The 25,043-nt window shown below is 68.1% G+C and carries 20 protein-coding genes; 12 read left to right on the forward strand and 8 right to left on the reverse strand.

The window, feature by feature from the left end:
• Window positions 1-87 precede the first annotated feature (87 nt).
• Window positions 88-1,482 carry an amidase gene (locus tag YM304_RS03460; RefSeq protein WP_041297953.1) on the reverse strand — a complete coding sequence of 465 codons (1,395 nt, stop codon included), beginning with the start codon at window positions 1,480-1,482 and terminating at the stop codon, window positions 88-90.
• 44 nt (window positions 1,483-1,526) lie between these two features.
• On the opposite strand from YM304_RS03460, the gene YM304_RS03465 reads away from it, so the two are divergent.
• A complete protein-coding gene (locus tag YM304_RS03465) occupies window positions 1,527-2,192 on the forward strand; it encodes an O-methyltransferase (RefSeq protein ID WP_015440252.1) in 666 nt (221 codons plus the stop codon).
• A gap of 96 nt (window positions 2,193-2,288) precedes the next feature.
• Here YM304_RS03465 and YM304_RS03470 read toward each other — a convergent pair whose 3' ends face one another.
• Window positions 2,289-2,699 carry a cupin gene (locus YM304_RS03470; RefSeq protein WP_041297955.1) on the reverse strand — a complete coding sequence of 137 codons (411 nt, stop codon included), beginning with the start codon at window positions 2,697-2,699 and terminating at the stop codon, window positions 2,289-2,291.
• 284 nt (window positions 2,700-2,983) lie between these two features.
• Here YM304_RS03470 and YM304_RS03475 point away from each other — a divergent pair, with 284 nt between their 5' ends.
• Both YM304_RS03475 and YM304_RS21895 read left to right on the forward strand, forming a co-directional pair.
• Complete coding sequence (locus YM304_RS03475; protein WP_015440254.1) at window positions 2,984-4,546, forward strand: S8 family serine peptidase; 1,563 nt, start codon at window positions 2,984-2,986, stop codon at window positions 4,544-4,546.
• A complete protein-coding gene (locus tag YM304_RS21895) occupies window positions 4,522-7,161 on the forward strand; it encodes a putative bifunctional diguanylate cyclase/phosphodiesterase (protein WP_051071299.1) in 2,640 nt (879 codons plus the stop codon). Before YM304_RS03475 ends, YM304_RS21895 begins: the two co-directional genes overlap by 25 nt.
• An 86-nt stretch (window positions 7,162-7,247) precedes the next feature.
• Here the strand turns inward: YM304_RS21895 and YM304_RS03485 are convergent, their stop codons facing one another.
• On the reverse strand, window positions 7,248-8,477 hold the full coding sequence (locus YM304_RS03485; RefSeq protein WP_015440256.1) for an acyl-CoA dehydrogenase family protein: 1,230 nt from the start codon (window positions 8,475-8,477) through the stop codon (window positions 7,248-7,250).
• An 87-nt stretch (window positions 8,478-8,564) separates the two neighbouring features.
• On the opposite strand from YM304_RS03485, the gene YM304_RS03490 reads away from it, so the two are divergent.
• The 3 genes from YM304_RS03490 to YM304_RS03500 all read left to right on the forward strand — a co-directional run bounded on the left by YM304_RS03490 (window position 8,565) and on the right by YM304_RS03500 (window position 13,406).
• Window positions 8,565-9,389 (forward strand): acyl-CoA thioesterase, encoded by an 825-nt coding sequence (locus YM304_RS03490; RefSeq protein ID WP_015440257.1) that lies wholly within the window; start codon window positions 8,565-8,567, stop codon window positions 9,387-9,389.
• A gap of 99 nt (window positions 9,390-9,488) precedes the next feature.
• Window positions 9,489-12,599, forward strand: coding sequence for a BTAD domain-containing putative transcriptional regulator (locus tag YM304_RS03495; RefSeq protein WP_041297956.1), 3,111 nt, complete (start codon window positions 9,489-9,491; stop codon window positions 12,597-12,599).
• Between the two features lie 60 nt (window positions 12,600-12,659).
• The gene (locus tag YM304_RS03500) at window positions 12,660-13,406 is read left to right on the forward strand and encodes a hypothetical protein (RefSeq protein WP_015440259.1); all 747 of its coding nucleotides are present in this window, start codon (window positions 12,660-12,662) and stop codon (window positions 13,404-13,406) included.
• Between the two features lie 6 nt (window positions 13,407-13,412).
• On the opposite strand, the gene YM304_RS03505 is transcribed toward YM304_RS03500, so the two are convergent.
• The 3 genes from YM304_RS03505 to YM304_RS03520 are packed head-to-tail and all read right to left on the reverse strand — an operon-like array spanning window position 13,413 to window position 17,094.
• The gene (locus YM304_RS03505; RefSeq protein WP_015440260.1) at window positions 13,413-14,909 is read right to left on the reverse strand and encodes a phosphotransferase; all 1,497 of its coding nucleotides are present in this window, start codon (window positions 14,907-14,909) and stop codon (window positions 13,413-13,415) included.
• Between the two features lie 12 nt (window positions 14,910-14,921).
• Window positions 14,922-15,590, reverse strand: a complete 669-nt coding sequence (locus YM304_RS03515) for a response regulator transcription factor (RefSeq protein WP_015440261.1) — start codon at window positions 15,588-15,590, stop codon at window positions 14,922-14,924.
• Window positions 15,591-15,648: 58 nt separating this feature from the next.
• Window positions 15,649-17,094, reverse strand: coding sequence for a sensor histidine kinase (locus tag YM304_RS03520; RefSeq protein ID WP_015440262.1), 1,446 nt, complete (start codon window positions 17,092-17,094; stop codon window positions 15,649-15,651).
• Between the two features lie 46 nt (window positions 17,095-17,140).
• Here YM304_RS03520 and YM304_RS03525 point away from each other — a divergent pair, with 46 nt between their 5' ends.
• Together YM304_RS03525 and YM304_RS03530 are read left to right on the forward strand one after the other, a co-directional pair.
• Window positions 17,141-18,010 carry an amidohydrolase family protein gene (locus YM304_RS03525; RefSeq protein ID WP_015440263.1) on the forward strand — a complete coding sequence of 290 codons (870 nt, stop codon included), beginning with the start codon at window positions 17,141-17,143 and terminating at the stop codon, window positions 18,008-18,010.
• Between the two features lie 227 nt (window positions 18,011-18,237).
• A complete protein-coding gene (locus YM304_RS03530; RefSeq protein ID WP_154723290.1) occupies window positions 18,238-18,951 on the forward strand; it encodes a YczE/YyaS/YitT family protein in 714 nt (237 codons plus the stop codon).
• A 60-nt stretch (window positions 18,952-19,011) separates the two neighbouring features.
• On the opposite strand, the gene YM304_RS03535 is transcribed toward YM304_RS03530, so the two are convergent.
• Entirely contained in the window at window positions 19,012-20,940 is a 1,929-nt protein-coding gene (locus tag YM304_RS03535; protein ID WP_015440265.1) for an alkyl/aryl-sulfatase, read from the reverse strand.
• 104 nt (window positions 20,941-21,044) lie between these two features.
• Between YM304_RS03535 and YM304_RS03540 the strand changes: the two genes are divergently transcribed.
• Genes YM304_RS03540 through YM304_RS03550 form a run of 3 tightly spaced genes read left to right on the forward strand, consistent with a single transcriptional unit; the run spans window position 21,045 to window position 23,793 of the window.
• Window positions 21,045-21,533 (forward strand): ATP-dependent zinc protease family protein, encoded by a 489-nt coding sequence (locus tag YM304_RS03540; protein WP_015440266.1) that lies wholly within the window; start codon window positions 21,045-21,047, stop codon window positions 21,531-21,533.
• The gene (locus YM304_RS03545) at window positions 21,530-22,600 is read left to right on the forward strand and encodes a succinylglutamate desuccinylase/aspartoacylase family protein (RefSeq protein ID WP_015440267.1); all 1,071 of its coding nucleotides are present in this window, start codon (window positions 21,530-21,532) and stop codon (window positions 22,598-22,600) included. Before YM304_RS03540 ends, YM304_RS03545 begins: the two co-directional genes overlap by 4 nt.
• A complete protein-coding gene (locus YM304_RS03550; RefSeq protein WP_015440268.1) occupies window positions 22,597-23,793 on the forward strand; it encodes a RimK family alpha-L-glutamate ligase in 1,197 nt (398 codons plus the stop codon). Before YM304_RS03545 ends, YM304_RS03550 begins: the two co-directional genes overlap by 4 nt.
• 44 nt (window positions 23,794-23,837) lie before the next feature.
• Here YM304_RS03550 and YM304_RS03555 read toward each other — a convergent pair whose 3' ends face one another.
• Entirely contained in the window at window positions 23,838-24,245 is a 408-nt protein-coding gene (locus tag YM304_RS03555; RefSeq protein WP_015440269.1) for a cupredoxin domain-containing protein, read from the reverse strand.
• A gap of 174 nt (window positions 24,246-24,419) precedes the next feature.
• Between YM304_RS03555 and YM304_RS21900 the strand changes: the two genes are divergently transcribed.
• Complete coding sequence (locus tag YM304_RS21900; RefSeq protein WP_154723292.1) at window positions 24,420-25,037, forward strand: hypothetical protein; 618 nt, start codon at window positions 24,420-24,422, stop codon at window positions 25,035-25,037.
• The last annotated feature ends 6 nt before the right edge of the window (window positions 25,038-25,043 follow it).

Raw genomic sequence — 25,043 nt, forward strand, 5'->3', positions numbered from 1 at the left:
CGTAAGGGTGATTTTTGGCCAGGCTCGATGTGGTCGCGTGGGGGTGATATTTGGCCTGGCTGAAAATCGTCGCGAGGGGCGGTCGGGTCAGCGGGGGTCGATCGGGAGGAGGGGTGGCGCGGCGGCTTCGATCTGGGCGGCGATGTCGAGGCAGCGCAGGTCGGTGAAGCGGTCGCCGATCACCTGGACGCCCACCGGGAGGCCGTCGGCCACACCGTGGGGAACGATCGCTGCCGGCAGCCCGAGGAAGTTGACCGGCGTGACCGGACGAAGCGTGTCACGGATGACCTCCTCGCCGTGCGTGAGATCGGCGCCGTGCTCGAACGCGGGCATCGCCCACGTCGGCGTGAGGAGGATCGGATGGTCGATGAAGAACTCGGTCCAGAGCCGCATCGCCTTGTGGCGCTCGGACTGCAACAGGACCATCGATTCCATCGTCACCTCCGGGCCGGTCTCGAACAGCGAATCGAGGATGACCTTGGCGTCGTCGCCCAGCACCATGTCGAGCATCGGACGCATCACGGCGATGTCCTGCATCAGCAGCGCCGCCCAGAAGTCGATCGTCTCCTCGTACATCGGCGGTTCCACCTCGACGACGTCGTGGCCGGCGTCGGCGAGCACGTCGCCGGCCGAGCGCACCGCTGCTGCGATCTCCGGATGCGTGTTGCCGCCCGGCGGGTCGGCGAGGATCGCGATCTGCAACCGCTCGCCGTCACCGAGCGCCGTGAGATTCACCGGCAAGCTCGTCGGGTCGCGGTGATGCGGCCCGGCCACGACCTCGAACGCCGCTCGCACATCGGCGACACGCCGGGCCATCGTGCCCTCGACCGCCATCTGCTGGAACGACAACGTCGGGTCTTCGGGCGGGAGCGACGACGCTCCCGGCACCACACCGATCGACGGTTTGATCGACGCGATGCCGCAACAGTGCGCCGGGTTGCGGAGCGAACCGCCGATGTCGTTGCCCAGCCCCAGCGGGCTCATCCCACTCGCGATCGACGACGCTTCACCGCCACTCGAACCACCGGCCGTGCGATCGGGATGCTGCGGGTTGCGAGTCAGCCCGTGCAGCGACGAATCGGTCGACACCCGCAGCCCGAAGTCGGGCAGGTTGGTGCGCGCGATCGGGATCGCACCCGCCGCCTTCATCCGCTCGGTCACCGGCGCGTCGACCGGCGGGATCGCCTCGGCGAACGCCGGAACCGCCTGCGTCGTCGGACTGCCCGTGAGGTCGATGTTCTCCTTCACCGTGATCGGCACGCCGTGGAAACGACCGAGCTGGTCGCCTCGCTCGACTGCGGCGTCGGCAGCGTCGGCCGCCGCCAGCGCGTCGTCGTCGAGTCGACGCACGACCGCATTGAGCGAACCGTTCACCGCGTCGATGCGGGCGTAGTGGGCTTCGACCACCGCCCGACTCGTCGTCGCCCCCGAGCGGATCATGTCCGCGAGCTCCAGTGCCGAGTGTTGCCAGAGTTCCGTCATGTCGCGAGTCTCGCGCCGACGGACGGCGATGCGAGACTCACACCATGTCACCACGCTCCATCGGACTCTCCACCGACCTCAACGACTACGTCGTCGCCCACACCACGCCCGCCGACGACGTCCAGCAACAGCTCATCGATCTCACCCAGCAGATGACGATGAGCCAGATGCAGATCGCCCCCGACCAGGGCGAGTTCTTCACCATCCTCACCAGCCTTCTTCAACCGAAGTTCGTCGTCGAAGTCGGCACCTTCACGGGCTACTCCTCACTCGCGATCGCCAAGGGCCTCGGTCCCGACGGGCGGATCCTGTGCTGCGACGTCAGCGAGGAATGGACCGCCATCGCACGCGAACACTGGGAAGCCGCAGGCGTCGCCGACCGGATCGAACTGAAGATCGCGCCCGCCATCGACACGCTGCGCGCGCTGCCCGACGACACCGTGATCGACATGGCATTCATCGACGCCGACAAACGCGGCTACCACGCCTACTACGAAGAGATCCTCGCTCGACTCGCCGACGACGGCGTGATCCTCGTCGACAACACGCTGTGGAGCGGTGCGGTCGTCGACGACTCCGACACGTCACCCGACACGCTCGCACTCCGCGAATTCAACGACGCCATCGTCGCCGACGACCGTGTGCGCAACGTGGTGCTGCCGATCGGCGACGGCGTCACCATGATCCGGCGAGCTGTTACATCGACGTGAGGACGGCCACGTCGTCGACACGGAAGGTCTCCAGGGTTCCGTTCGCGTGAGGACGGCCACGTCGACGCCGAAAGTCTCACGGGTGGGTTCGTGGCGTCAGCGGTCGCGCATCTCGGTGCCCGCGCCTGCGGTGATGAAGAGCGCCGTCGCCGACGCTCCGTCGGCGACGTCGGCGGTGTGCCACACCCCCGGTTGGTTCACCACGGCCTGACCATCGGAGAGTTCGACCGTCGTCGTCGACCCGTCGGGATGCTCCTGGTGCAAGGTGAGCGTGCCGCGCACGCACAGCACCAGTTCGGAACCGGTCGGATGCATCTCCCACGTGTCCCACGGCGTGTCGAAGGTATGCATCGACACGAGGCGCCCTTCGTTGCCGTCGTCGCCGTGCCGTTCGCCGTAGTCGACGTACCACGAGACGTCACCCGTGTGCGGTGGCTGCGGAACGGTCGTCGCCCCGAGGCCGAGGTGGACGAACTCGCTCTTGCCGAAGTCGATGATCTCGCTCATCACACCATGCTCGCGCACTGCGGCGTGGCCGACGACCAGACCCCGGCCAGCCGGAACGCCGCAACGCGCCGACGGCGCAAACCCTTGCGGGCACACGCTCTCGCCCTGCTGGGCACGCGCTCACCTCGGTTGATTCGCGCTGAAAGTGACCAAAACGCCACAGCGCCTCTGTCCCGACTCAAGATCCTGGGAAGGTAGTGCGCGAGCTCTTGCCCGAACATGGTCGATGTTCTTGACTGGACCGTGCCCGGACCGGCGGACGGCGCGGGCAGAAGGAACGAACGATGGCGGACATCGCAACTCACAGCAGCAAGCGACCGGGCGGTCGCCGCATTGCACGGCGCAGCCTGTTCGTCGCGATCGGCGCGTCGCTGGCGGCGACGTCGCTCGCCGCCCCCGCTGATGCGCGTCTGCTCCCGCTCTTCGGCAACGACTCCAAGCCGGCGGCCGAGCTCGGCTCGATGTACTCCGTCGTCGACCAGATCGGTGCACGGACGCTCTGGGAACGTGGCGTCACCGGCGAGGGTGTCAACGTCGCCGTCATCGACACCGGCGTCGCCCCGGTCGAAGCGCTGAGCGGCCCCGACAAGGTGATCGCCATGGTCGACCTCTCGGCCGAAGCCGGCGTTCCGGAAGCCGAGTATCTCGACACCTACGGGCACGGCACGCACATGACCGGCATCATCGCCGGCCGTACGCCGGGCGCCGACCCGGCCACGTCCGAAGACCACCCCGAATGGTTCCTCGGCGTCGCACCCGACGCCGGCATCGTGTCGGTGAAGGTCGGTGACAACACGGGCGCCGTCGACGTGTCGCAGGTGATCGCCGGCATCGACTGGGTCGTCGAGTTCCAGGACGAACTCGACATCAGCGTGCTCAACCTCTCGTTCGGCAGCGACTCCCTGCACACGTACCTGACCGATCCGTTGACGCACGCGGTCGAGCGTGCGTGGGCCGCAGGCATCGTCGTCGTGGTCGCCGCCGGTAACGACGGTCTCGGCATCGGGCTCAGCTCGCCTGCCACCGACCCCGACGTCATCACCGTCGGCGGGCTCCGCGCACTCAGCAACACGCGCTACGAGATCCCCGACTGGGCATCCAACGGCAACATCGTCTTGCGCAACCCCGACATCGGCGCTCCCGGCGCGCACATCCAGAGCCTCCGCAGCCCGGGCAGTCGCGCCGACGTCGAGCATCCAGAAGGTCGGATCGACGATCAACTCTTCCTCGGTTCGGGATCATCGCAGGCCGCAGCGGTCACCTCCGGTGCCGCAGCGCTGCTGCTCTCGGAGCGCCCGTGGCTCACCAACGACCAGGTGAAGGATCTGCTCAAGCGCTCGGCCAACTCGCGGTCGGTTCCGTGGCTCACGCAGATCTACCGCGGCCACGGTGCGCTGCGTGTCGACACGGCGTCACGCCTCTCACCTCGATCCGGACGCCAGTACAATCTGCCGGCACTGGGCACCGGGACCCTCGATGGCGCACGCGGCACCGCATCGCTCTCGATCGCCGGAATCGAACTGTCGGGCGAGGTGTCGATCGTCGGTGGAGACTGGACGGGCGCTCGATGGACCGGCGCACGCTGGACCGCCGGCGAATGGGACGGCGCTCGCTGGACCGGCGGCGAATGGCGCGGTGCCCGATGGACCGACGCCACGTGGACCGGCGCTCGTTGGACGGGTGCTCGTTGGACGGGTGCCGACTGGGCCGGCGCACGCTGGACCGGTGAGGAATGGACCGGCTCCTCGTGGTCGGGTGCTCGTTGGACGGGCGCCCGCTGGACCGGTACCGAGTGGAGCGGTGCTCGCTGGACGGGAACCCGATGGATGTCGACGACCTGGTCCTGACCGACGATTCGGTCGAGCCGTCGCGCGACACGTCCGACCACGCCTCGACGCTCGACGCCTCGATCAGCGGTGCCGTCGACGACGAGACATCGCGCGACGAGACGCTGGGCGACGAGTCGCCGCGTGACAGCGGCGTGATCGCGGCGCTTCGACGCCCCGTCGTTCGCGTCTGCCTGCTCGCCGTCGGCCTGATCATCGGGTCGACACTGCTCGTCGCGTTCGGCGACTCCGACCCGCACCTCGACGGTGGCACGATCTGGATGGCGGCCCTCGTCGCCGTCGGCTACGCGCTCGCCGAGCGCTTCGTGTTCCACGTCGAGTACCGACGCGAAGCCGTCTCGTTCTCGATGTCGGAGGTGCCCTCGGCACTCGCGCTCGTCTTTCTCGGCCCGATCCCCGCCATCCTCATCCGGGTCGTCGTGTGCGTCGTGGTGATCCGGCTCGCGTGGAAGTCGCCGCCGTTCAAGTTGTTCTTCAACGCTGCGCTCTTCGCCTTCGAACTCGCGTTGGCGTACACGATCGTCGGTGCGATCAACGGAGCGAACGAGACCGATCAGGTTCGTCTGCTGCTCGCCGTGGGCATCGCCCTCACCGTGTCGACGCTCGTCGGAACCGTGCTCGTCACCCTCGCGATCGCCTGCTTCGAGGGTGAGGTGTTCTCGTTGATCGTCGCCGAGGTCCGCACCGCCGTGGTGGTCAGCCCGCTCGTCACGATGATCGCGTGTGTGAGCATCGCGCCGACGCTGTTCCGAACCGAACTCGTCGCGCTCGCCGCGCTGCCGGTGGTCACCGGCTGGTTCGTCGTCGAACGTCACGGCCGTCTCGCGCAGAGCTACCGAGACCTTCGCTCGCTGCACGGATTCTCCCGAGCGGTGTCGCAATCGCTGCAGATCGACGAGATCGCCGAGTCCGCCGTGGCGGAATCGATGCGGCTGATGCGGGCGAGTGGCGGCATGATCCAGATCTGGGACGAGGCCGGCAACGTCATCGTCGAGCACGGCGACATCGGCCACGCACCGAGTTCCCGTCGCGACCCCGTCTGGGCGGCGGTCTTCGACTCCGACCGCGCGACGCCGTTCTCGATCGAGTCCGACGGTTCGGTGTCGGTCGACCCGAAACGCGCCCACGGATCGATCGCCGTGCTGCTGAGCGACGGCGACGGTGAGATCGGGCTGTTGCTGCTCACCGGGCGCGGCGGTGCCAGCGAGACCTTCGGCACGGCCGAACTGTCGCAGGCGCGCACGCTCGGCGACCAGGCGGCTGCGAGCTTCCGCCGAGCGCTGCTCCACGCCGAGATGGAGTACGCAGCACTGCACGATCGGCTCACCGGCGAGTACAACCGTGGAGCGTTCGAGAAGGTGGTGACCGATCGCCTCGCAGAACTCGGCGCACGACGTGCCGCGGTGCTGATGTTCGACCTCAACCGGTTCAAGGAGGTCAACGACACGCTCGGACATCATGTGGGCGACCGTGTGTTGATCCAGTTCGCCGACCGGCTTCGCAAGCGTCTCGAACCGGGAGACGTGCTGGGCCGATTCGGCGGCGACGAGTTCGCGATGCTGGTGCGACGCGCCGACGACGACGCCGTCAAGCGGTGCGCCGAGCAGATCCTCAGCGACTCGTTGGTCGCCATGAAGCTCGACGACCTCGACGTCGTCGTCACCACGAGCGTGGGTGTCGCGTTCGTCGACGCCATCGACGATCCGGTGGCCGAGGTGATGCGCCGTGCCGACCTCGCGATGTTCACGGCGAAGCGTGAGCGGACCGCGGTGGAGATCTACCGAGAAGAGATCGATCGCCGAACCCCCGCTCGACTCTCGCTGCTCGGCAGTCTGCGCAAGTCGCTCGAGGCCGAAGAGTTGACGGTGCACTTCCAGCCGAAGGTCGACCTCGTGACGTCGACGGTGATCGGTGCCGAAGCACTGGCGCGATGGCAGCATCCCGTGCACGGATGGGTGTCGCCAGCCGACTTCATCCAGCTCGCGGAGGAGTCCGGGCTCATCAAACAGCTGACCGACCAGATCCTCACGTCGTCGGTGCGCACGCTCAGCGGATGGCACGCAGCGGGTCACCTGCTGTCGGTGGCCGTCAACCTCTCGACGCACGACCTGCTCGACGAAGGTCTTCCCAAGCGGATCGCGAACCTGCTCGAGCGCTACGAGGTCGAGGCGAGATTCCTCACCCTCGAGATCACCGAGTCGGCGCTGCTCGCCGACACGCCTCGCACGAAGGGCACGATCGAACGACTCGATCAACTCGGCGTGCGCATGTCACTCGACGACTTCGGTACCGGCTATTCGTCGCTCGGGTACCTGCGGCGCCTCCCGGTCGCCGAACTGAAGGTCGACCAGAGCTTCGTGAAGAACCTGCTGCTCGACGAGCAGGACGCAGTGATCGTCAAGTCGACGATCGATCTCGGTCACAACCTCGGCCTCCAAGTGGTCGCCGAGGGCATCGAGAACATGCCGATCCTGACCCGTCTGCAGGAGCTCGGGTGCGACATCGCCCAGGGATACGGCATCTCGCGTCCGCTCGCGCCGGAGCAGTTCGGCACGTGGCTGGCGACCACCGACTACGCCGTCGCCGGTTCGTCGTCGTCGTCGCTCTGGGCCTGACGACCGAGGCTCGTCTGTCGCCGGCTGCGACCGTCGCGCTGTGAGGGGCCGCTCGTACGGCGACCACCGAGTCGCGAAGCGTCCGCTCAGTTGCGCGGAACCTCGTTCCAGGGCACCGACTTGTCGACTCGCGGTTCGCCCGGCAGGCCGAGCACCTGCTCGCCGACGATGTTGCGCATGATCTCCGACGTGCCGCCTTCGATCGAGTTGGCACGTACACGCAGGAAGGCGTAGCGCAGGCCGTGCGCCGTGCCCGACACGTCGAGGTCTTCCGGGCGACGGAACGTGTAGTCGTAGTCGATGAGGGCATCGGCGCCGAGCAGGTTCATGCAGAACTCGTAGAGCCCCTTGTTGAGCTCGGAGTACGCCAGCTTGGCGATCGACATCTCGGGGCCGGGGTTGCCGGACTTGGCGTTCTGTGCGGCGCGCATGTTGGTGAGGCGGCCGACCTCGGCCTGGACCCACCACTTCATCAACGTGTCCTTGTCGGCAGCCGTCTGCTTCGACGCGTCCATGGCCTGCCACACCTCGACGGCGTCGTTGGCCGCGGCACCGCGACGCGGGGCTCCGCCGCCGCCACCACCGATTGCGTTGCGCTCGTTCATCAACGTCGTGAGGCTGGCACGCCAGCCCTCGCCGACGTCGCCGACGCGGTGAGCGTCGGGCACGCGGACGTCGGTCATGTAGACCTCGTTGAACTCGGCCTCGCCGGTGATCTGGCGCAACGGACGCACCTCGACCCCCTCCGCACGCATGTCGAGCGCGAAGTAGGTCATGCCCTTGTGCTTGGGTGCCTCGGGGTCGGTGCGGGTGACGAGCATGCCGAAGTCGGCGAGGTGGGCGAGGGTGTTCCACACCTTCTGCCCGTTGACGATCCACTCGTCGCCGTCACGCTCGGCGCGCGTGCCGAGCCCGGCGAAGTCGGAACCGGCACCGGGCTCCGAGAACAGCTGGCACCACTTCTCTTCACCGGTGAACATCGGTCGCAGGAAACGCGCCTTCACCTCTGGCGACCCGTGCGTCGCGATGGTGGGACCGGCCAGTTCCATGAAGAACGTGCTCGGATCGGTCGGCTTGGCGCCGGCTGCCCGCAGGCGCTTGTCGACCAATCGGTTGAGCTCGGGACGCACGCCCAGGCCACCGTCACCTTCGGCGAAGTGGACCCACGCGAGTCCGGCATCGTACCGATGCCCGCGGAACTCGATGTTGTCGATCGTGGTCGGGTCGTGCGCGGCGAGCAGGGCGTCGATCGCTTCGTTCACACGGGTGGTCTCCGGATCGCTGGTGGTCGTCGGAGCGTCATCGAGAGCAGTCATCGCGAGAGTTTCGCAGACCACCGCAGAAATGTGTAGTTCGCTCGGGTTCGGTCGGAGCCGACCGGTCGTCGCTACATTCCGGAAGCCATGGCACTCATCTCGACGAGCGAATTCCTGGGCATCACCGATGCCGACGACCACGGTGTCCGCCACATGGAGGTCGGCGATCGGGCCGTCGGCGGTGGGCGCGGGTCACTGTTCGGCGGGGTGGGGCTCGCCGCCGGAATCATCGGGCTCGAGGACACCGCCGCGCAGCCGGCGGTCTGGGCCACCGGTCAGTACGTGTCGACGGCGTTCCCGCCCGCCACGCTCGACCTCGAGGTGACCCTCTCCGCCGTCGGCCGCACCGTGACGCAGGGACGGGTGATCGGCTCGAACGACGGTTCCGAGATCATCTCCGTCCTCGGGGCCACCGGTGTGCGACCCGAGCCGGCACGAATGGTCGGCGAGTCGATGCCCGACGCGCCGCCGCCGGAGGACTGCATCGACAGCGAACGCCCTCACGAGGTCGACTCGATCCACGATCACATCGACGTGCGCATGGCTCGCGGCATGTTCGGCTTCAGCGGGGCCGGCGAACCGAGCGGTGACAACCGGACGGTGCTCTGGACTCGCTTCCGCGGGGTCCGTCTCGATGCGGCAGCACTCGCGGTGATGGCCGACTACAGCCCATCGGCGCTCGGCAACAGCCTGGGCCGCGTGACGTTCTTGTCGAGTCTCGACAACACGATCCGATTCGCCGAGATGCCGTCGGCAGACGAGGCCGACGACGACTGGGTGCTGCTCGACAACCGCGTCGAATTCGTCGGCAACGGCTTCGGCCACAGCTCGTGCACGATGTGGAGCCGCAGCGGTCGCCTCCTCGCCGTCGCCAGCCAGTCGATGACCGTCATCGTCCCCGACGTCGTCTGACCGCACCTCCGACCGTCGACCTGGTTATTTCCATCCGGGATGGAAATAACCAGGTGGTGACCTTCTGGTGGTCTTCGCGATCGTGGGAGAATCGAGCCGATGGCGGTGGACGCGACGGGGAGCGGAGCCCGAAACGACGGCAGATCCGAACTGCCGCGCCCGCTGTTCGACGAGATCGGACGGGGTCGACTGGTCGAACGGCTCGCTCAGCGTTGGGACGTGCGCCTCACCATCGTCGAAGCCGCAGGGGGATTCGGGAAGTCGGTCGCCATCGCACAGGCGATCCGTGACAACGACGACGACCCGAGCGGGATCGACGTGTACGCGAGGTTTCGTTCGAGCCACGACTCGTCGTCGGTCGTGGCGTTCGCGATCGCCGACCACCTCGCCAGTCGAGCCGCGCTCGGCGACGCGAGCCCGTCGTCGGACGACGGCAGCGGACAGCGAGCTCGGCTGTCGCCGACCGAGGCAGCGACGCTGGTTGCGACGTCGATCGCCGAGCAGTCACCGGTCGACGTGTGCGTGTGCCTCGACGACGTGCATCTCGCTGGTTCGATCGACGGCGCCGTCGACTTCGTAACGGTGCTGCTCGACGCGCTCCCGTCCAACGGCCACCTCGTGCTGTCGGGACGCGCGGTCGACCTGGTGAAGCGAGCGCGTCTGCGCGCCGCCGACGATCTGCTCGAGATCGGAGAAGACCACCTCGCATTCGACGACGCCGAGGTCACTGCGCTCGCAGATCGGCACGACGTGCCCGCCGACGACCTCGCTCGAGCGGGCGGTTGGCCGGCCGTCACCAGGTTGGCGGTCAACCCGGGCTTCGATGCGTCGCGCGAGTTCCTGCTCGAAGAGCTCGTCGACGGGCTCTCCGTCGAGTATCGCCGAGCGATCTTCGTCGCCGTCGAATCCGGCCTCGCCACCCCCGACCTGCTCGCAGCCTGCGACATCGACGTCGACATGAGTGCGCTGATTCGAGCCGTGCCGCTCCTGGTCGACTACGACGGCGGACTCGGAGCGCACGATCTGTGGCACGAGGTCGCCGACCACCTCGTCGACGGTGTCGAGGCGCCACGCCTTGCGTCGCGGATCGTCGACACGATGGCTGAGGCAGACCGGCTCACCGACGCCATCGGTGTCGCGATGCGACACGGTCTCGTCGACGACGCGCTGGCCAACATCATGCGCTCCTTCGAGCACGGCGACGATCTGGTGACCGCCGACATGGTCGACCGGTGGGTCGACGAGCTGGGCGACCGGTTGGATGGACGTCCAGAGGCCCATTTCCTCGCCGGGTTCCAGCGGCGGCTCGCGGGCGACGTCGCCGAGGGCGCAGCGTTGCTCGCGCGTGCCGCCGAGGGGTTCGAAGCGCGCGGCGACATCGAAGCCGAGACCACGACCGTCAAGGAACTCGCGATGAGCTCGTGGCTCCTCGGGGACTCCTCGGTGTGGCGCGAGGCTTCCGAACGATCGCAGCGGCTGGTCGATGCCGGATCGGAGCGCATGCGCCGCTCGGTGCTGGGCGGCCGAGCCGCAGCACTCGACCTCCGCGGCGACCTCGACGCCCTGATGGAGCTCTATCGGGGTGTCGACGAGTTCAACGAACTCGGGCTCCGCCACGCTGCCACCATCGCCGTCCTCGCCGGCGACGTGCCGCAGGCCATCGAATGGGCCGACCGACTCGTCGCCGAGTTTCCCAAGCCGCTCGTCTTCGGTCAACGCGACGCGACGATGTGGCAGGTCGGTCGGCCCGACATCGAACGGCTGGTGCGGCAGCGTCGAGGTGTCGAACTCGGCAACGCGCGCAATCAGTTTCTCAGCCACGTGTTCACGTCGATGATGGGCGCGTGCATCGGTCGCGTGCCCGATGTCGGGGCGGTCGACGCGCTGGCGTGGAGTCGAAGTCGTGAGCGCACGTTCGTGGCGCTCGTGCACGCCGCTCACGACCTTCTCACCCGCACCGAAGCCGAGGCGCGCGCTGCGTTCGTTGAGCGGCTCGACGAGATCGGTCACGATGACCCGCTGCTGCGCGGTGAGCTGCGACGGTTCCTGCCGTACGCCTACATCCTGTCGGCGCCCGACCGTGACTGGCTCGACGAGTCCGAGCTCAGCCCGCTGCACCGTGACCTGCGCGACCTCGCGCAGACCTTCGTCGCCGCTCGTGCCGACCCGGGTGCCCCCATCGGTCGTCTTCCGTCGCACCAGGCGATCGTGGCCTGGTTGCCATTGCCCTGGTCGATCGAGCTCGCCGTGCTGCTGGCCGAATCCGGTGACGAGCGCGGTCTGGAGCTCGCCGCCGCGCTGTCGGGCTGGATCGGTGCTGCGGCGCATCGTGAGTTGCGTCGCGTCCGCGAGCGGGTGCCGGAGTTGACCCGAGCTGCCGACTCGATTCTGTCGGTGGTGCCTGGTCCGCCCGTCGAGGTGACCGAGGTGCGGGTCTGTGGGCCCGAGACCATGCTGTCGCACGGTGGTGTCTCGCACGCGGTGTCTCGACGACGCGTGCGCCAAGCGCTGCAGCTCCTCGCGCTTCGTCCGGCCTGGAGTCGGGCGGCGATCGGGCACGCGCTCTGGCCCGATCTCGACGAGGCCAAGGCCGCGGCCAACCTCCGCTCGACGCTCCGGCATCTGCGCCTCGCGCTCGAACCGAGTCGCGAGCCGGGGGAGGCCGATTTCCACCTCCGCCACCGCCACGGCCGTCTCACCCTGCACCGCAGTGACTGGCTCGACGTCGACGTGTGGCAGCTCGACGACCTGCTCGCCGATGGAAAGCGAGCGGAGTCAGCCGGTCGGGTCGCCGCGGCGATCGAGTGCCGGACCGACGCATTGGCGATGTGGTCGCGCGATGCGTTGTCGGAGGTGCGCGAGATTCCCGAGGTCGATGGTGTCGTCGCCGACCTGGAGCACCGAGTACTCGCGGCGGGGAGCTGGGCGGGCGAACGGCAGCTGTCGCTCGGTGATCATGCCGCAGCGCTCGCCACCGCCGACCGTCTGCTCGAGATCGATTCGCTGTCGGAGCGGGCGCACGACATTCGAGTCGGGGCGCATCTGGCCGCGGGAGACCTCGATGCCGCGGCGAGTTCGGTTCACGAGTTGGTCGAGGCCGCCGAGACGCTGGGCGTGGCACCGTCGTCGGGGAGCGAGATGCTGATCCGACGATACGAACGCCGTTCGGGCCGGCCGGCGCACCGGTCGCGTGGATCCACCGCCGGATAGTCGTCCCGGATCGTCGTCACAGTCGGGTCGGCGTTGCGGTGGTCGATCGGTCGATTGCCGGTGAGCGACGCAGGCGGATACGTCGCTCACCGGCGGTGCTCGAAACGTCAGTCGTCGTTGTTCGACGAGACCGAATCGGGCGATGACGGCGAGGCGGGGCTCGCCGGCGAGGGCGGGCTGACCGGCGATGCAGGGCTTGCCGGTGACGCCGGGCTGACCGGTGACGCTGGGCTTGCCGGCGAATCGACGGTGTTCGGCGGCGCGGGTTCGACGATCGTGTCGGGTGCGGACGCCACCGTGGTGGCGGGTGAGGCCGGGCTCGCGGAGGAGTCAGGACTCGCAGGGGATGCGGGGCTGACCGGTGAGGCCGGGCTGACGGGTGAAGCCGGGCTCACGGGTGACACAGGGCTCGAGGGCGAGTCGATCGTGTCGACGGGTGACGGAGTGGCGGTCGTGTCGGGGCCGTCGTCGATGGTGCCGGTCGAGATCGTCGTCGAGGTCGTGTCGGGGTCCGTGTCGCTGTCGTCGTCGCCGGTGGTCGTCGGAGCTTCAGTGGTGGTGGTCGCCTCGCTGGTGCTCGGAGCCTCCGTCGTCTCGGGGGACGTGTCGTCCGTCGTGTCTGCGACGGTCGTCTCGACCTGGATCTGGTCGGGGACCGACGGCGAGGTCAGCGAGGGGCTGGCGAGCGCGAACCCGCCGAATCCGGCGCCGAGGACGGTGCCGGCTGCTGCGGCGAGTTTCCAGTTGATACGGGTCGGCTTCATCGTGGGTCTCCTTGTGTCGGGCGTGTCGGGGGTGTGTTGCTGACGATCGTCATCGTGCGCAGGTGTTCGTGAGGTCGCGATGAGGCTGCGGTGAGAGTCCTCTCATCGAGCCACCGGTGCAGAGCTCCTCCGCGACGTCGAGGAGTCGGCGGATCGTCGTCGTCCAATCGGGTGATTGCAGACGGAAGGGCCCGGTCGCCAGGCCGACCAACGCCGCTGCGGTGCGCACCGCCAGGTCGGGCGCATCGAATCGACCGGCTGACGACACCGTCATCATGTCGACGTGCTCGACGAGCCGGGCATCGGGAGTGGCCGACGTGTGCACGCGGTAGAGCAGACGCGCCAGCAGATTCGCTCGGTCGTCGATCGGGCGTCCGGGGCCGGCGTCGTCGATGTCGAGTACGCCGACGATTCGGCCGTCGCGCACGATCACCTGTCCGTCGTGAAGATCGCCGTGGATCGTCGTGACGTGGCGCGCCGTCGAATCGGCGCAGTCGGCGCGCTCGAACCGCTCGGCCAATCGCGTCAGTTGCGTCGCCGCGGTCGGCATCACGGTGGCGAGCATCCGTGCGTGCAGCACACCGTCGGCGAGCCGTGACGCCAGCGGAGCAGCGTCGAGCTCGGCGCCGGCGAACGCATCGGCGATCCGATCGAACTCGGCGGCGTCGGGCCACGATCCGGTGTTCGATTTCACGAGCTCGCGGAAGGTCGGGCCGATGACCGGTTCCAGGACGAGCAGGCCCGATCGAGCGTCGGCGTGCTCGATGCGTGGCACGGGAACGCCGGCCTGGAGCAGCGATGCGTGTCGTTCGACCACGCCGTCGACGTCGCTGGGCGGGACCGCCTTCACGAAGGCGACGGTTCGGTCTCCGCGATCGTTGCGATCGTTGCGATCGTTGCGATCGTTGCGATCGTTGCGATCGTTGCGATCATTGCGATCATTGCGATCATTGCGATCATTGCGGTCGCCGCGGTCGCCGCGGTCGCCGCGGTCTCCGCGTTCTCTCCGGTCGACCCGAACGACGGCGCGTTCGGTGGGCCGGTAGGTCACGACGTCGAGGCGCAGTTCACGTGGGTCGAGCGGGCCGTGGCTGGACCTCAGCACCTGTGCGATCTCGACGGGGGTGACCACTCGTGCGAGGCCGACCAGAACGGGATCGAACGGCCAACGCCAGACGCTGACATCGAGCGGACCTGCAGGTGTCGACGCCGTCATCGTGAGTGCGCCGGGCATCGGACCGTGCACCGTCGAGGCAGCTGCCAGCGTCTCGCGGCGTGGCTCGGCCCCGCCCCACGAGACGAGCGCCGAGTAGCGCACGACCACGTCGGAGCCCGGTCGGTACTGCACGTGAACGGGGCGAACAGAGTCGATGGCGCCGCCGGTGGCTTCGACCGGCGGACGCAAGACGTCGATGGCATCGGGGCCGACGAGGTGGCGGGCAGCCGGCAGGGCGCGATCGTCGAAGTGCACCTTGCGATCATCGCTCGGATCGATGACGCACAGATGAGGAGAAGATGAGAACTCTCTCATCTTCGAGGGCCGCATCCGGCGTCGTCGTCAGGCGCGCAGCCGGTACCCCGCGCCGCGAACCGTCTCGATCGTGTCGTCGGTGAGCTTGTTGCGCAGGTAGCGCACGTACACGTCGACCACGTTCGAGTTCGGATCGAAGTCGTAGCCCCACGCGCTCGACAGCAGCTCCATGCGCGAAAGCACGCGACCGGGGTTGCGCATGAACGTCTCCATCAACGAGAACTCGCGGGCGGTCAACTCGACCACCCGATCACCGCTGGAAACCGTCCGTGCTCGCAGGTCGAGGCGCACATCGCCGACCGTCAGCACACTGGGCGCACCCGCGTCGTCGGTCGAGTCGTCTCGGAGACGAAGTCGGATGCGAGCGAGTAGTTCCTCGAAGCGGAACGGTTTGGCGACGTGGTCGTCGGCCCCGCCCTCGAGCGCGCCGACGGTGTCGTCGACGCCCGAACGAGCGGTCAGCACGATGATCGGCATCCGCTCACCACGGCCGCGAACCTGCCGCAACACTTCGTGCCCGTCCGCTCCCGGGAGGCCGAGGTCGAGGATCAGCAGGTCGAAGGTGTCGTCGCGAGCGAGCGCGATCGCATCGGTTCCGGTACCGACCGCGATGGTGGTGTAGCCGTTCGCCTTCAACCCCTTTTCGAGGAAGCTGACGATTCGCTCTTCGTCTTCGGCGATCAGGATGCGGGTCATGGTGGATCTCGGTGCGTCGCTGCTGGGTCGGTGGAGCGGTTGATGGCTGGTCGAGCGGTCAGTGGCTGGAGGGGCGGACGGAGGCGGGAAACTCGATCGTGAAGGTGGCCCCTTCTCCAGCGGTCGAGTCGACCGACACTCTGCCACCGTGAGCGACCGCGATGGCGTCGACGATCGACAATCCGAGTCCGATGCCGCCGTCGCTGCGACTCGTGGCGCTCCGGATGTGACGCTCGAAGAGCGCGTCGACGATCGCCGGGTCGACGCCGGTTCCCGAATCTGCGACCCACAGGCGGAAACCGTCACGACCGTCACGGCCGTCGCTGGCGTCGGCCTGGTGCAGTTCGGCGATGCCGATGCCGATGCGGCTTCCGTCCTCGCTGTGGCGAACGGCGTTCTGAGCGAGGTTGAGCACCGCTTGGACGATCCGCTGTTCGTCGAGCATCGCAGAGGAGTGCACGCGTGATTCGACGACCCACTCGCGGTATCCGAGCCCGGGAACCTTCGCCGTGATCGAGTCGAGCAGGTCGTCGAGGTCGGTGTCGGCGAGCCGGAGGAAATCGGGTCGTTCGGCTTGCGCGAGCACGAGCAGGTCGTCGACGTATCGGTTCATCCGGCGGAGTTCGTCGGTGAGCACCGCCGTGGTCTCGGCCCGCTCCACCGGGTCGTCGCCGAGCACGTCGAGGTGCCCTTGGATGATCGTGATCGGCGTTCGCAACTCGTGAGCGACGTCGTCGAGGAACGACCGTTGCGCGGCGAAGCCCGCATCGAGTCGAGCCATCATGGCGTTGAACGTGTTGCTCAACTCGGCGATCTCGTCGCTGCCCTCCACCGGGATCCGTGCGGACAGGTCGGCCTCGGTGATCGACGTCGTCACGGCGGTGAGTTCGCGAATCGGTCGGACGACGCGTGCGGCGATCGTCAGTGCGATCAGCGCCGAGGCGAGCAGCACGAGTGCGCCGACCAGCGCGAGTACCCGGAACACGTCGTCGAGATCGGCGCGAGCATCGCGAGTGAACGTCGCCGCGACGAACGTGCCACTGTCGTTCGACAACTCGACCGGCACGATCAGCAGACGTACCGGGCCGGCCGCGCTGTCGACCGTCTGGAAGGTCGAGGTCTCGACCGCTGCCCACTCCTCGACGAGATCGGTGTCGGCCGAGAGGTCGAGCGGTGCATCGAAGCTCAGCAGGTACGGGTCGCCGTCGACGAGGGTGTAGAACGCGCCGTCGTCGTCGGGAAGCACGCGCCGGAGATGGATGTCGAACAACGATGCGGCGTCGGCGAAGCCGGCACCGGTGTCGGGATTTCCCTCGGCGATGATCACCTCGAGCTGAGCGACCTCGTCGGCCAGTCGAGTGTCGATGTCGTGATCGAGTCTCGACACGAGCGCGACGCGGGCAACGAGCAGCGTGATGATCAACGCCACGGCGATCAGCGCGACGTAGCCGACGACGATGCGGTTTCGGATCGACCCGAGACCTGCGCGCCACGTCGTGCTCATCGGGTCCAGTCTGCACCGCGGTCGAACGGCGTGCGACACTTCCGACGTGAGCGAGTTTCCGGACGACCCGCAGGCGATCGACCTGATGATCGCATTTCCGTTCAAGAAGGCCGACGTCTACGCGTTCCTGCGAGAGCAGGCCAACGACGCCGAGTCGAAGGCGGGGGCGGGTGACCTGGCGATGCCGGCCGGGTACATGTTCAACGACGTCGGCGACGATGCCGACCCCGACGAGGACGTGATCGAGACGTGCATCGCCGCGATGGACGCCGTCGGCGTGGCCGCCGGATTGTTCAACCTGAACGACCAGTCGATCGAAGCGGCGCGTCGCCATCCGGGCCGAGTGCACTTCTCGCTCGAGATCGACCCGAACGACGTGATGGGAGCGGTGCGTCAGATCCGCGAGGCCCATGCCGAACACGGGATCAAGGCGGTCACCACCTTTCCGGCCGGTTGCCAGCCGCAGGTGCCGATCAGCGACGCGAAGTACTACCCGGTGTACGCGACGTGCGTCGACCTCGACATTCCGATCTGTCCGACAGTGGGCGTTCCCGGACCGCGGGTGCCGATGGCGTGCCAGACCGTCGACCACGTCGACCGAGTGTGTTTTGACTTCCCCGATCTGAAGATCGTGATGCGCCACGGGTGCGAACCCGACGAGGAGTTGGCCGTGAAGCTCATGCTGAAGTGGCCGGGACTGCACTACATGACGTCGGCGTTCGCGCCGAAGTACTACCCGAAGGCCATCGTCGACTTCGCCAACACCCGCGGGACCGACAAGGTCATGTACGCCGGCTACTACCCGATGGGCCTGTCGCTCGACCGCATCTTCGAGCAGCTTCCGGACGTGCCGTTCCGCGAGAAGGTGTGGGCACCCTTCCTCCGCGACAACGCCAAGCGCGTCTTCGATCTCTGAGCCGCACCCGTCAAACGGTGTCAGACACGGATTGACGGGGATTGCGCGCCGCCATACGGGTGGCGAATGACACGTGGACGCGACCTGTGTCGCGGCCTGAGGTGTGCCGATACTGGACTGTGAAGAATCTTGGACTGCACTCAGCAGGACGAACCCGCGAACTGGTCGCGGCGATCGGGACGCGCCTTCGGCGCCGGGCATGGTCGCGTGCCGGTGCCGTCGCCTCGGTGGTTCGATCGGGCGCGCCGCGGCGAGTCCTCACGTTCTCGAGCCGAGTCGCACTGCTCGTCTTCGGCTCGTTCATGATCTCGGCGTCGGTCGCCGTCACCCTCTGGAACGACCTGGGTCCTGGCCCGCTCGACGTGTTCATCGGCGCCGTGCGCGTGCGCACCGGCCTCCCGCTCACGATCGCCGTGTGGGCGACCGTCGGATCGCTGATCGTGGCGGCCTGGGCGCTGGGGCGTCGACCCGGCCTCGGCACCGTTGCGTCACCGTTCATGATCGGCCCGATGATGCAGACGACCCTGGCGGGGTTGGAGCAGTTCGGTGCGCCGTCGTCGCTCGTGGTGAGCATCGGTGTCCACCTCGTCGCGATCGCGGGGATCGGCATCGGGGCAGGCGCGCTCGTCGTGTCGGGCCTCGGAGCCGGCTCGGGTGAACTCTTCGCCGGTGCCGCATCGGACCGCGTGCGTCGGCCGGAGTCGCGTGTGCGCCCGTTGATCGAGTCGACGTGGATCGTGGCCGGTGTGCTGCTCGGCGGCCCGGCCGGGCTGGGCACGGTGCTGGTCGCCGTGTTCATCGCACCGTCGGTGGCGCGTGGACACCGCCTCGTCGACGGCGTGGCGGCGCGCTCGAAGCACGGCCTCGCCGTCACCCACGACGCGATCATCTCTCGCGAGATGGCCGCCCTCGCCCGAGAGAACGAACTGATCCGCCGCTGACCGAGACACGCGTCGGCCCCGACGAACCGTGTGAGCCGTGCGCCCCGGGCGCCGGTCGCATCAGGGTTCGACGAGGTTGGCGCTGTCGAAGTTGTCGAGCGCAGCGAGGAACGACTGGGCCACACCGCCATCGCCCGCGACCACTGCGATCTTCCCGCTGTCGACGTGATCGCTCCAACGCTCGGGGGCGATGACGACGTCGACCAACGTCGCCCGATCGACCTCGATGACCACATCGGCCGCACCGGCGTCGTGGCCGGTGAGGTCGTCGTGGTGGATCGTCGAGTTCTCGACCCCGAGTCGGTGCAGCTCGCCGTCTCCGGCGGGGTCGCCGAGGTCGGTGATGTGCCACACGATCGCCGCGGTCTGCGGGAACCGGGACGGGTCGAAGCGCACGCCCATCAGCTCGACGAGCTGTTCGCCCGTCATGCCGTTGAGCATCGCCGGCGGGCCGCCGCGCCCGAGTTGGATCGTGCCGTGTCGGAGCTCGAAGGCGCCCATGAGATAGGCGTTGCGCCACGTGCTCGACTCCGACTGGTAGCCCAGCTGCTCCATGGCGTCGGCCGAGAGCCGGCGAGCCTCTCGGTGCTCCGCGTCGTCGAAGATCACGTGCTTCAACACCTCGACGACCCAGCGGTAGTCGCCCTCGTCGAACGCTCGTTGTGCGCCGCGCATCACGTTGTCGGCGCCGCCCATCATCTCGACGTAGCGGTGAGCGGCTTCGACCGGCGGATGCGGATGCAGATTGGCCGGGTTGCCGTCGTACCAGCCGAGGTAGCGGTTGTAGACCGAGCGGACGTTGTGCGACACCGTGCCGTAGTAGCCCTGCACGTGCGACTGTTTCGTGAAGTGCTCGGGCAGTTCGGTGAGCGTGGCAGCGATCTCGTCGGGTGTGTAGCCGTGGTTGGCGAGCCGCAGCGTCTGGTCGTGCATCCAGCGATACACGTCGCGTTGCAGGGTCAAGAACGCGCGAACGTCGTCGCCGCCGAAGCGTGGCCAGTGATGGCTCGCGAACATCGTGTCGGTGTGCGACCCCCACATCTGCATCGCCTCGTGGATGTACTTGCTCCACGACAGCGGGTCGCGTACCTGAGCGCCACGGATCGGGTACAGGTTGTGCAGCGTGTGCGTGCAGTTCTCGGCCATGCACAGCAGTCGATGGTCGGGGAAGAAGAAGTTCATCTCCGACGGTGCTTCGGCATCGGGTGTGTTCTGGAAGACGATGCGCACGCCGTCGACGTCGAGTTCGGTGCCGGTCTCGTGGATCAGCTCGGTCGGGGGCACCAGCCCGGAGGTGCCCATCGGCACGGTCTTGCCGAGCCCGGCGTCGACCTGCCCTCGGGGTCCGAACGGCAGCAGCGGTCCGAACTGGTACATCGAACGGCGACCCATGATCGGCCCGCACAGGATGTTCTCGGCCACCGCTTCGTGCATGAACCCCTCGGGCGCGATCACCCGAACATCGCCGTTGTCGACGGCCTCGCGAGTGGTGACGCCCAACATGCCACCGAAGTGGTCGAGGTGGCTGTGGGTGTAGATGACCGCGGTGACGGGCCGAGCGCCGAGTGTGCTGTTCGCGAGCTCCAGGCACTCGCGGGCGCACTCCTCCGACGTGAGCGGGTCGATGATGAGCCACCCGTTGTCGGCGGCGATGAACGTGATGTTGGAGATGTCGTACCCGCGTGCCTGCCACACGCCGTCGGACACCTCGAAGAGCCCGTGGATCGCGTTGAGTTTGCCCTGGCGCCAGAGCCCGGGGTGCGACGTGTCGGGCGCCGGGTCGTCGGTGCGCAGGAAGTCGTGGTGAGCGACGTCCCAGACCGGCCGCCCGTTCTTCTCGATGCGGCCCGTCGCGTGCTGCGCGATCAGGCCGCGCGAGGCGGCGGCGAAGTCGGTGTCGTCGTCGAAGTCGATCACCGCGGCGCTGTTCCGACGCCGAGTGACATCGCTCGCAGGCTTCGGTTCGAGAGTGGGGTCCGCGTCGGTCATGACCCCATTCCAGCACGTCGGACGCGGCGCGCTCGCAGGCTCACACCGACCCGGTCACCGACGGTGCCGGTGCGGCGGCAGACCGAGGTCGAGGGCAGTAGCTTGTGGCGGTGACAGACGCCGAGAACCCGACCCCCAGGCTTGCCGGTTGGCGCGAATGGGTGTCGTTTCCGGTGTGGGGTTTCGGTCCGATCAAGGCCAAGCTCGACACCGGCGCACGCACCTCTGCCATCCACGCCGTCGACCTCGAATCGTTCGATCGCGACGGAGAGCAGTGGATGCGCTTCACCGTCCATCCGTGGCAGAAGAACGACGGCGACGAGATGCGCGTCGAAGCACGCGTCATCGACGAACGAGAGGTCACCAGCTCGTCGGGAACCACGTCGCTGCGACCCGTGGTCGAGACCACGATCGACCTCGACGGCCGCAGCCACGTCGTCGAACTCACGCTCACCCGGCGAGACGACATGGGCTTTCGCATGCTCCTCGGACGCGAGGCACTGCGCGGTCGCTACGTGGTCGACCCCGGGCGCTCGTATCTGACCGGTCGCGCCGACCGGGCCACCCGCCGCAAGAACCGCGAGCGCGCATGACCGACGACGTCAGCACCTCACCGCGCCCCGACGATCGGCCGGCGCTTCGACCTCGACGGTTGCTTCGCCGGCCCGCGTTCTCGATCGGCGACCTCGACGTCAAAGCCGGCTCGTCGGCGATCGGCGAGCTGCCGATCTCGCGGCTGGTCACCGGCACGCGGATCTCGGTGCCGATCAACGTGCTCCACGGACGTGACGACGGCCCCGTCGTCTGGTTGAGCGCGGCGGTGCACGGCGACGAGATCGGCGGCGTCGAGATCATTCGGCGTGCGCTCGAGACCGTCGATCCCAAGCAGCTCTCGGGCACCATCGTCGCCGTTCCGATCGTCAACGTGCACGGCTTCCTGAACGGCGATCGCTACCTGCCCGACCGGCGCGACCTCAACCGTTCGTTCCCCGGGTCGGCCACGGGTTCGCTCGCCGCCCGCGTGGCGAACCTGTTCATGACCGAGATCGTCGACCGGTGCGACGTCGGCATCGACCTGCACACCGGATCCGACCACCGGATCAATCTGCCGCAGATCCGGGCCGACCTCGACGACCCGGCCACCCGCGATCTCGCCGTCGCCTTCGGCGCGCCGCTGATGATGCACGCCAAACTGCGCGACGGCTCCATGCGCGCCGCGGCGACCGCCAGCGGATCGACCGTGCTGCTCTACGAAGGCGGCGAAGCGTGGCGCTACGACCGCGCGGCCATCGAAGCCGGGACGCTCGGGGTCCGCCGTGTGCTGGCCCGCCTCGGGCTGCTCGACGGCGACGCCGTCGTGCCGTCGCCCGAACCGCCCCTCGAGAGCCGATCGAGCAGTTGGGTTCGAGCCCGACGCAGCGGGATGGCGCTCATCGAGGTCGAACTCGGCCAACTGGTCGAGCGAGGCGAAACGGTCGCCACGATCCGCGACTCGGTCGGCCGTCGCCTCAGCACGTCCAACGCACCGCGAGCCGGCATGGTGATCGGCCACGTGCAGCAGCCCCTCGTCAACCAGGGCGACGCCATCATCCACATCGCAGACATCGAGTCCGCGCCGAACTCCCCATCGGACTCGACGTCCGGAATCGAGGCATCATGAAACTGGCCATCCTCTCCCGCTCGCCCGGCGCGTACAGCACGCACCGACTCAAGTCGGCGGCGCTCGAACGCGGCCACGACTGCAAGGTGCTCAACACGCTGCGCTTTGCGATCGATCTCTCCGGTGACGAGCCCGACCTGCAGTTCCGCGGTCGGCAGCTCTCCGACTACGACGCGATCCTGCCGCGCATCGGCGCGTCGATCACGTACTTCGGAACCGCGGTCGTGCGCCAGTTCGAGCAGATGGACGTGTACACGCCGAACACGGCGAACGGCATCGCCAACTCGCGTGACAAGCTGCGCGCCACGCAGATCCTGAGTCGCCACGAGATCGGCATGCCCGCCACGACCTTCGTGCGCGACAAGGCCGACGTGCTGCCCGCGATCGAGTTGGTCGGCGGCGCACCCGTGGTGATCAAGCTGTTGGAAGGCACGCAAGGAATCGGTGTGATCCTGGCGCCCGACAAGAAAGTCGCCGAGGCGATCATCGAGACGTTGCAGTCGACCAAGCAGAACGTGCTGATCCAGCAGTTCATCGCCGAGAGCCGAGGTCGTGACATCCGCGCGCTCGTCGTCGGCGACCGTGTCGTCGGCGCGATGCGTCGCACCGCGCAGGGCGACGAGTTCCGCTCCAACGTGCACCGCGGCGGCTCGGTCGAAGCGGTCGAGCTCACCCCGGAGTACGAGCGAACCGCGGTGCGCGCGGCGCAGATCATGGGGTTGCGCGTCGCCGGTGTCGACATGCTCGAAGGTGCCGACGGGCCCTTGGTGATGGAGGTCAACTCGTCGCCGGGTCTCGAGGGCATCGAGCGAGCCACCGACCTCGACATCGCCGGCGCGATCATCGACCACATCGCGAACCAGGTCGACTTCCCGGAGCTCGACGTGCGTCAGCGCCTCTCGGTCAGCACGGGCTACGGCGTCGCCGAACTCCTGGTCCGAGAGGGAGCCGACCTGGTCGGCACGACGATCGCCGAATCGGGCTTGCGTGAGCGCGACATCACCGTGCTCACGCTGCATCGCGACACCGACGTCATCCCCAACCCGAAGACGAGTCGAGTGCTCGAGGCGAACGACCGACTGTTGTGCTTCGGCAAGCTCGACGAGATGCGCGACATGATCCCGGCCCGCCGCAAGCGCCGCGCCAAGATCCGCAAGCTTCCCGCCGACGCGATTCCCGAAGCCACCGACTGACTCGGTGGACCGACGATCATCGGCGGCCGACGCGTCGGCGGTGTTCAGTCGTTGGCGTCGAACACGTCGAAGCCCGCCTGTTGACCCTGGATCAGGTGATCGTCGATGTCGCAGACGACCCGGTAGGCGCCGGCGTCGTCGAAGGTGACGGTCACCGATCGGACCGCTCCGGGCGGGATCCGTTCGGTCATCCCGAGCACCCGATTGTTCGCGTCCCACACCTCCATCTGGTGTTCGAGGTCGCCTCCGTTGCGGACCTCGAACTCGATCGTGTCGCCAGCGCGGATCGTGATGGCCTCGTCGGCCTGGAAGCGGTATTCGACGGCTTCCAGCGACACCGTTCGAGGAGGACCCGACGCGCCGCCGCTCTCCGACCCGCCGCAGCCGGCCGACGCGCCGATGACCGCGATCGGGAGCAGGATCAGGGCGAGGCGATGACCGAGATTGCGCACCGTGTCAGTGTGGCAGGCGCCCATGGCCGGTGGGCCTTCACGGCCCGAAACGTGCCACTCTGACAGTGACCATCAGCGACCCGCGGGTGGGTGATGACGGCGACTGTCGCCGAGCCGTTTCGGCGCGCCGGGTATCCACCTCCCGGCGCCGGACATCTGTGATGATGGGCGGTGATGAACATGGTGGCTGAACATCTTCCCCTGCCCGTGGGTGCGCGCGTTGCCGCACCTGCGCGTCGGTCGAAGATCGACGTGTGGGCCGCACCCGACCCCGCCGAACTCGTGCTCGACCCCTGGGCGGCTCCCGTCGGCCTCCCGGTCGCACGCACCCGGGTCTCGCCGTGGTCTGCCCCGGTGGCGTCGGCACGCGTCACGTGGATGCCGGCGCCGGCCGCCCTGCTTCCTGCGCCCACAGCGCTCCAGACTCCTGCCCTCGATGCGGAGCCTGCACCCGACGCTGCGCTCGCGACCGAACGAGCCATCGCCACCTTGCGCGCCTTCACACGATCACCCGAAGCCGTCACCACGCCGCCGACGCTCGGGCGGTTGCAGCCGCCGGTCGGCTCGCCGCTTCCCGCACCTCGGCTCGCCTCGGCTCCCGACGCGCTTCCCGCGCCCTCCGCGGCCACACGAGCGGCGGACGACGCCCCGCTTCCCGCGTTCGCTCCGCCGCACGCCGGCACGGCCGTCCGCGACCGCAGCTCGGTTGCTCGTTGGCGCCTGGTCGCACTGGTCAGCGGCGTCGGAGCCGCCACCGTCGCAGTGGTGACGCTGCTCGCCTCGGTGCTCTGACCTTGT

This window comes from Ilumatobacter coccineus YM16-304 (genome assembly GCF_000348785.1).
GTDB lineage: Bacteria > Actinomycetota > Acidimicrobiia > Acidimicrobiales > Ilumatobacteraceae > Ilumatobacter_A > Ilumatobacter_A coccineus.

Excerpts from the sequence above, each read along its gene's own strand:
- YM304_RS03490 (WP_015440257.1), top strand. The coding sequence starts at position 8,565 with ATGGCACTCATCTCGACGAGCGAATTCCTGGGCATCACCGATGCCGAC.
- YM304_RS03535 (WP_015440265.1), bottom strand. The coding sequence starts at position 20,940 with ATGACCGACGCGGACCCCACTCTCGAACCGAAGCCTGCGAGCGATGTC.
- YM304_RS03520 (WP_015440262.1), bottom strand. The coding sequence starts at position 17,094 with ATGAGCACGACGTGGCGCGCAGGTCTCGGGTCGATCCGAAACCGCATC.
- YM304_RS03485 (WP_015440256.1), bottom strand. The coding sequence starts at position 8,477 with ATGACTGCTCTCGATGACGCTCCGACGACCACCAGCGATCCGGAGACC.
- YM304_RS03470 (WP_041297955.1), bottom strand. The coding sequence starts at position 2,699 with ATGAGCGAGATCATCGACTTCGGCAAGAGCGAGTTCGTCCACCTCGGC.
- YM304_RS03515 (WP_015440261.1), bottom strand. The coding sequence starts at position 15,590 with ATGACCCGCATCCTGATCGCCGAAGACGAAGAGCGAATCGTCAGCTTC.
- YM304_RS03505 (WP_015440260.1), bottom strand. The coding sequence starts at position 14,909 with ATGCGGCCCTCGAAGATGAGAGAGTTCTCATCTTCTCCTCATCTGTGC.
- YM304_RS21895 (WP_051071299.1), top strand. The coding sequence starts at position 4,522 with ATGGATGTCGACGACCTGGTCCTGACCGACGATTCGGTCGAGCCGTCG.
- YM304_RS03495 (WP_041297956.1), top strand. The coding sequence starts at position 9,489 with ATGGCGGTGGACGCGACGGGGAGCGGAGCCCGAAACGACGGCAGATCC.
- YM304_RS03545 (WP_015440267.1), top strand. The coding sequence starts at position 21,530 with ATGACCGACGACGTCAGCACCTCACCGCGCCCCGACGATCGGCCGGCG.
- YM304_RS03460 (WP_041297953.1), bottom strand. The coding sequence starts at position 1,482 with ATGACGGAACTCTGGCAACACTCGGCACTGGAGCTCGCGGACATGATC.
- YM304_RS21900 (WP_154723292.1), top strand. The coding sequence starts at position 24,420 with ATGAACATGGTGGCTGAACATCTTCCCCTGCCCGTGGGTGCGCGCGTT.
- YM304_RS03550 (WP_015440268.1), top strand. The coding sequence starts at position 22,597 with ATGAAACTGGCCATCCTCTCCCGCTCGCCCGGCGCGTACAGCACGCAC.
- YM304_RS03465 (WP_015440252.1), top strand. The coding sequence starts at position 1,527 with ATGTCACCACGCTCCATCGGACTCTCCACCGACCTCAACGACTACGTC.
- YM304_RS03475 (WP_015440254.1), top strand. The coding sequence starts at position 2,984 with ATGGCGGACATCGCAACTCACAGCAGCAAGCGACCGGGCGGTCGCCGC.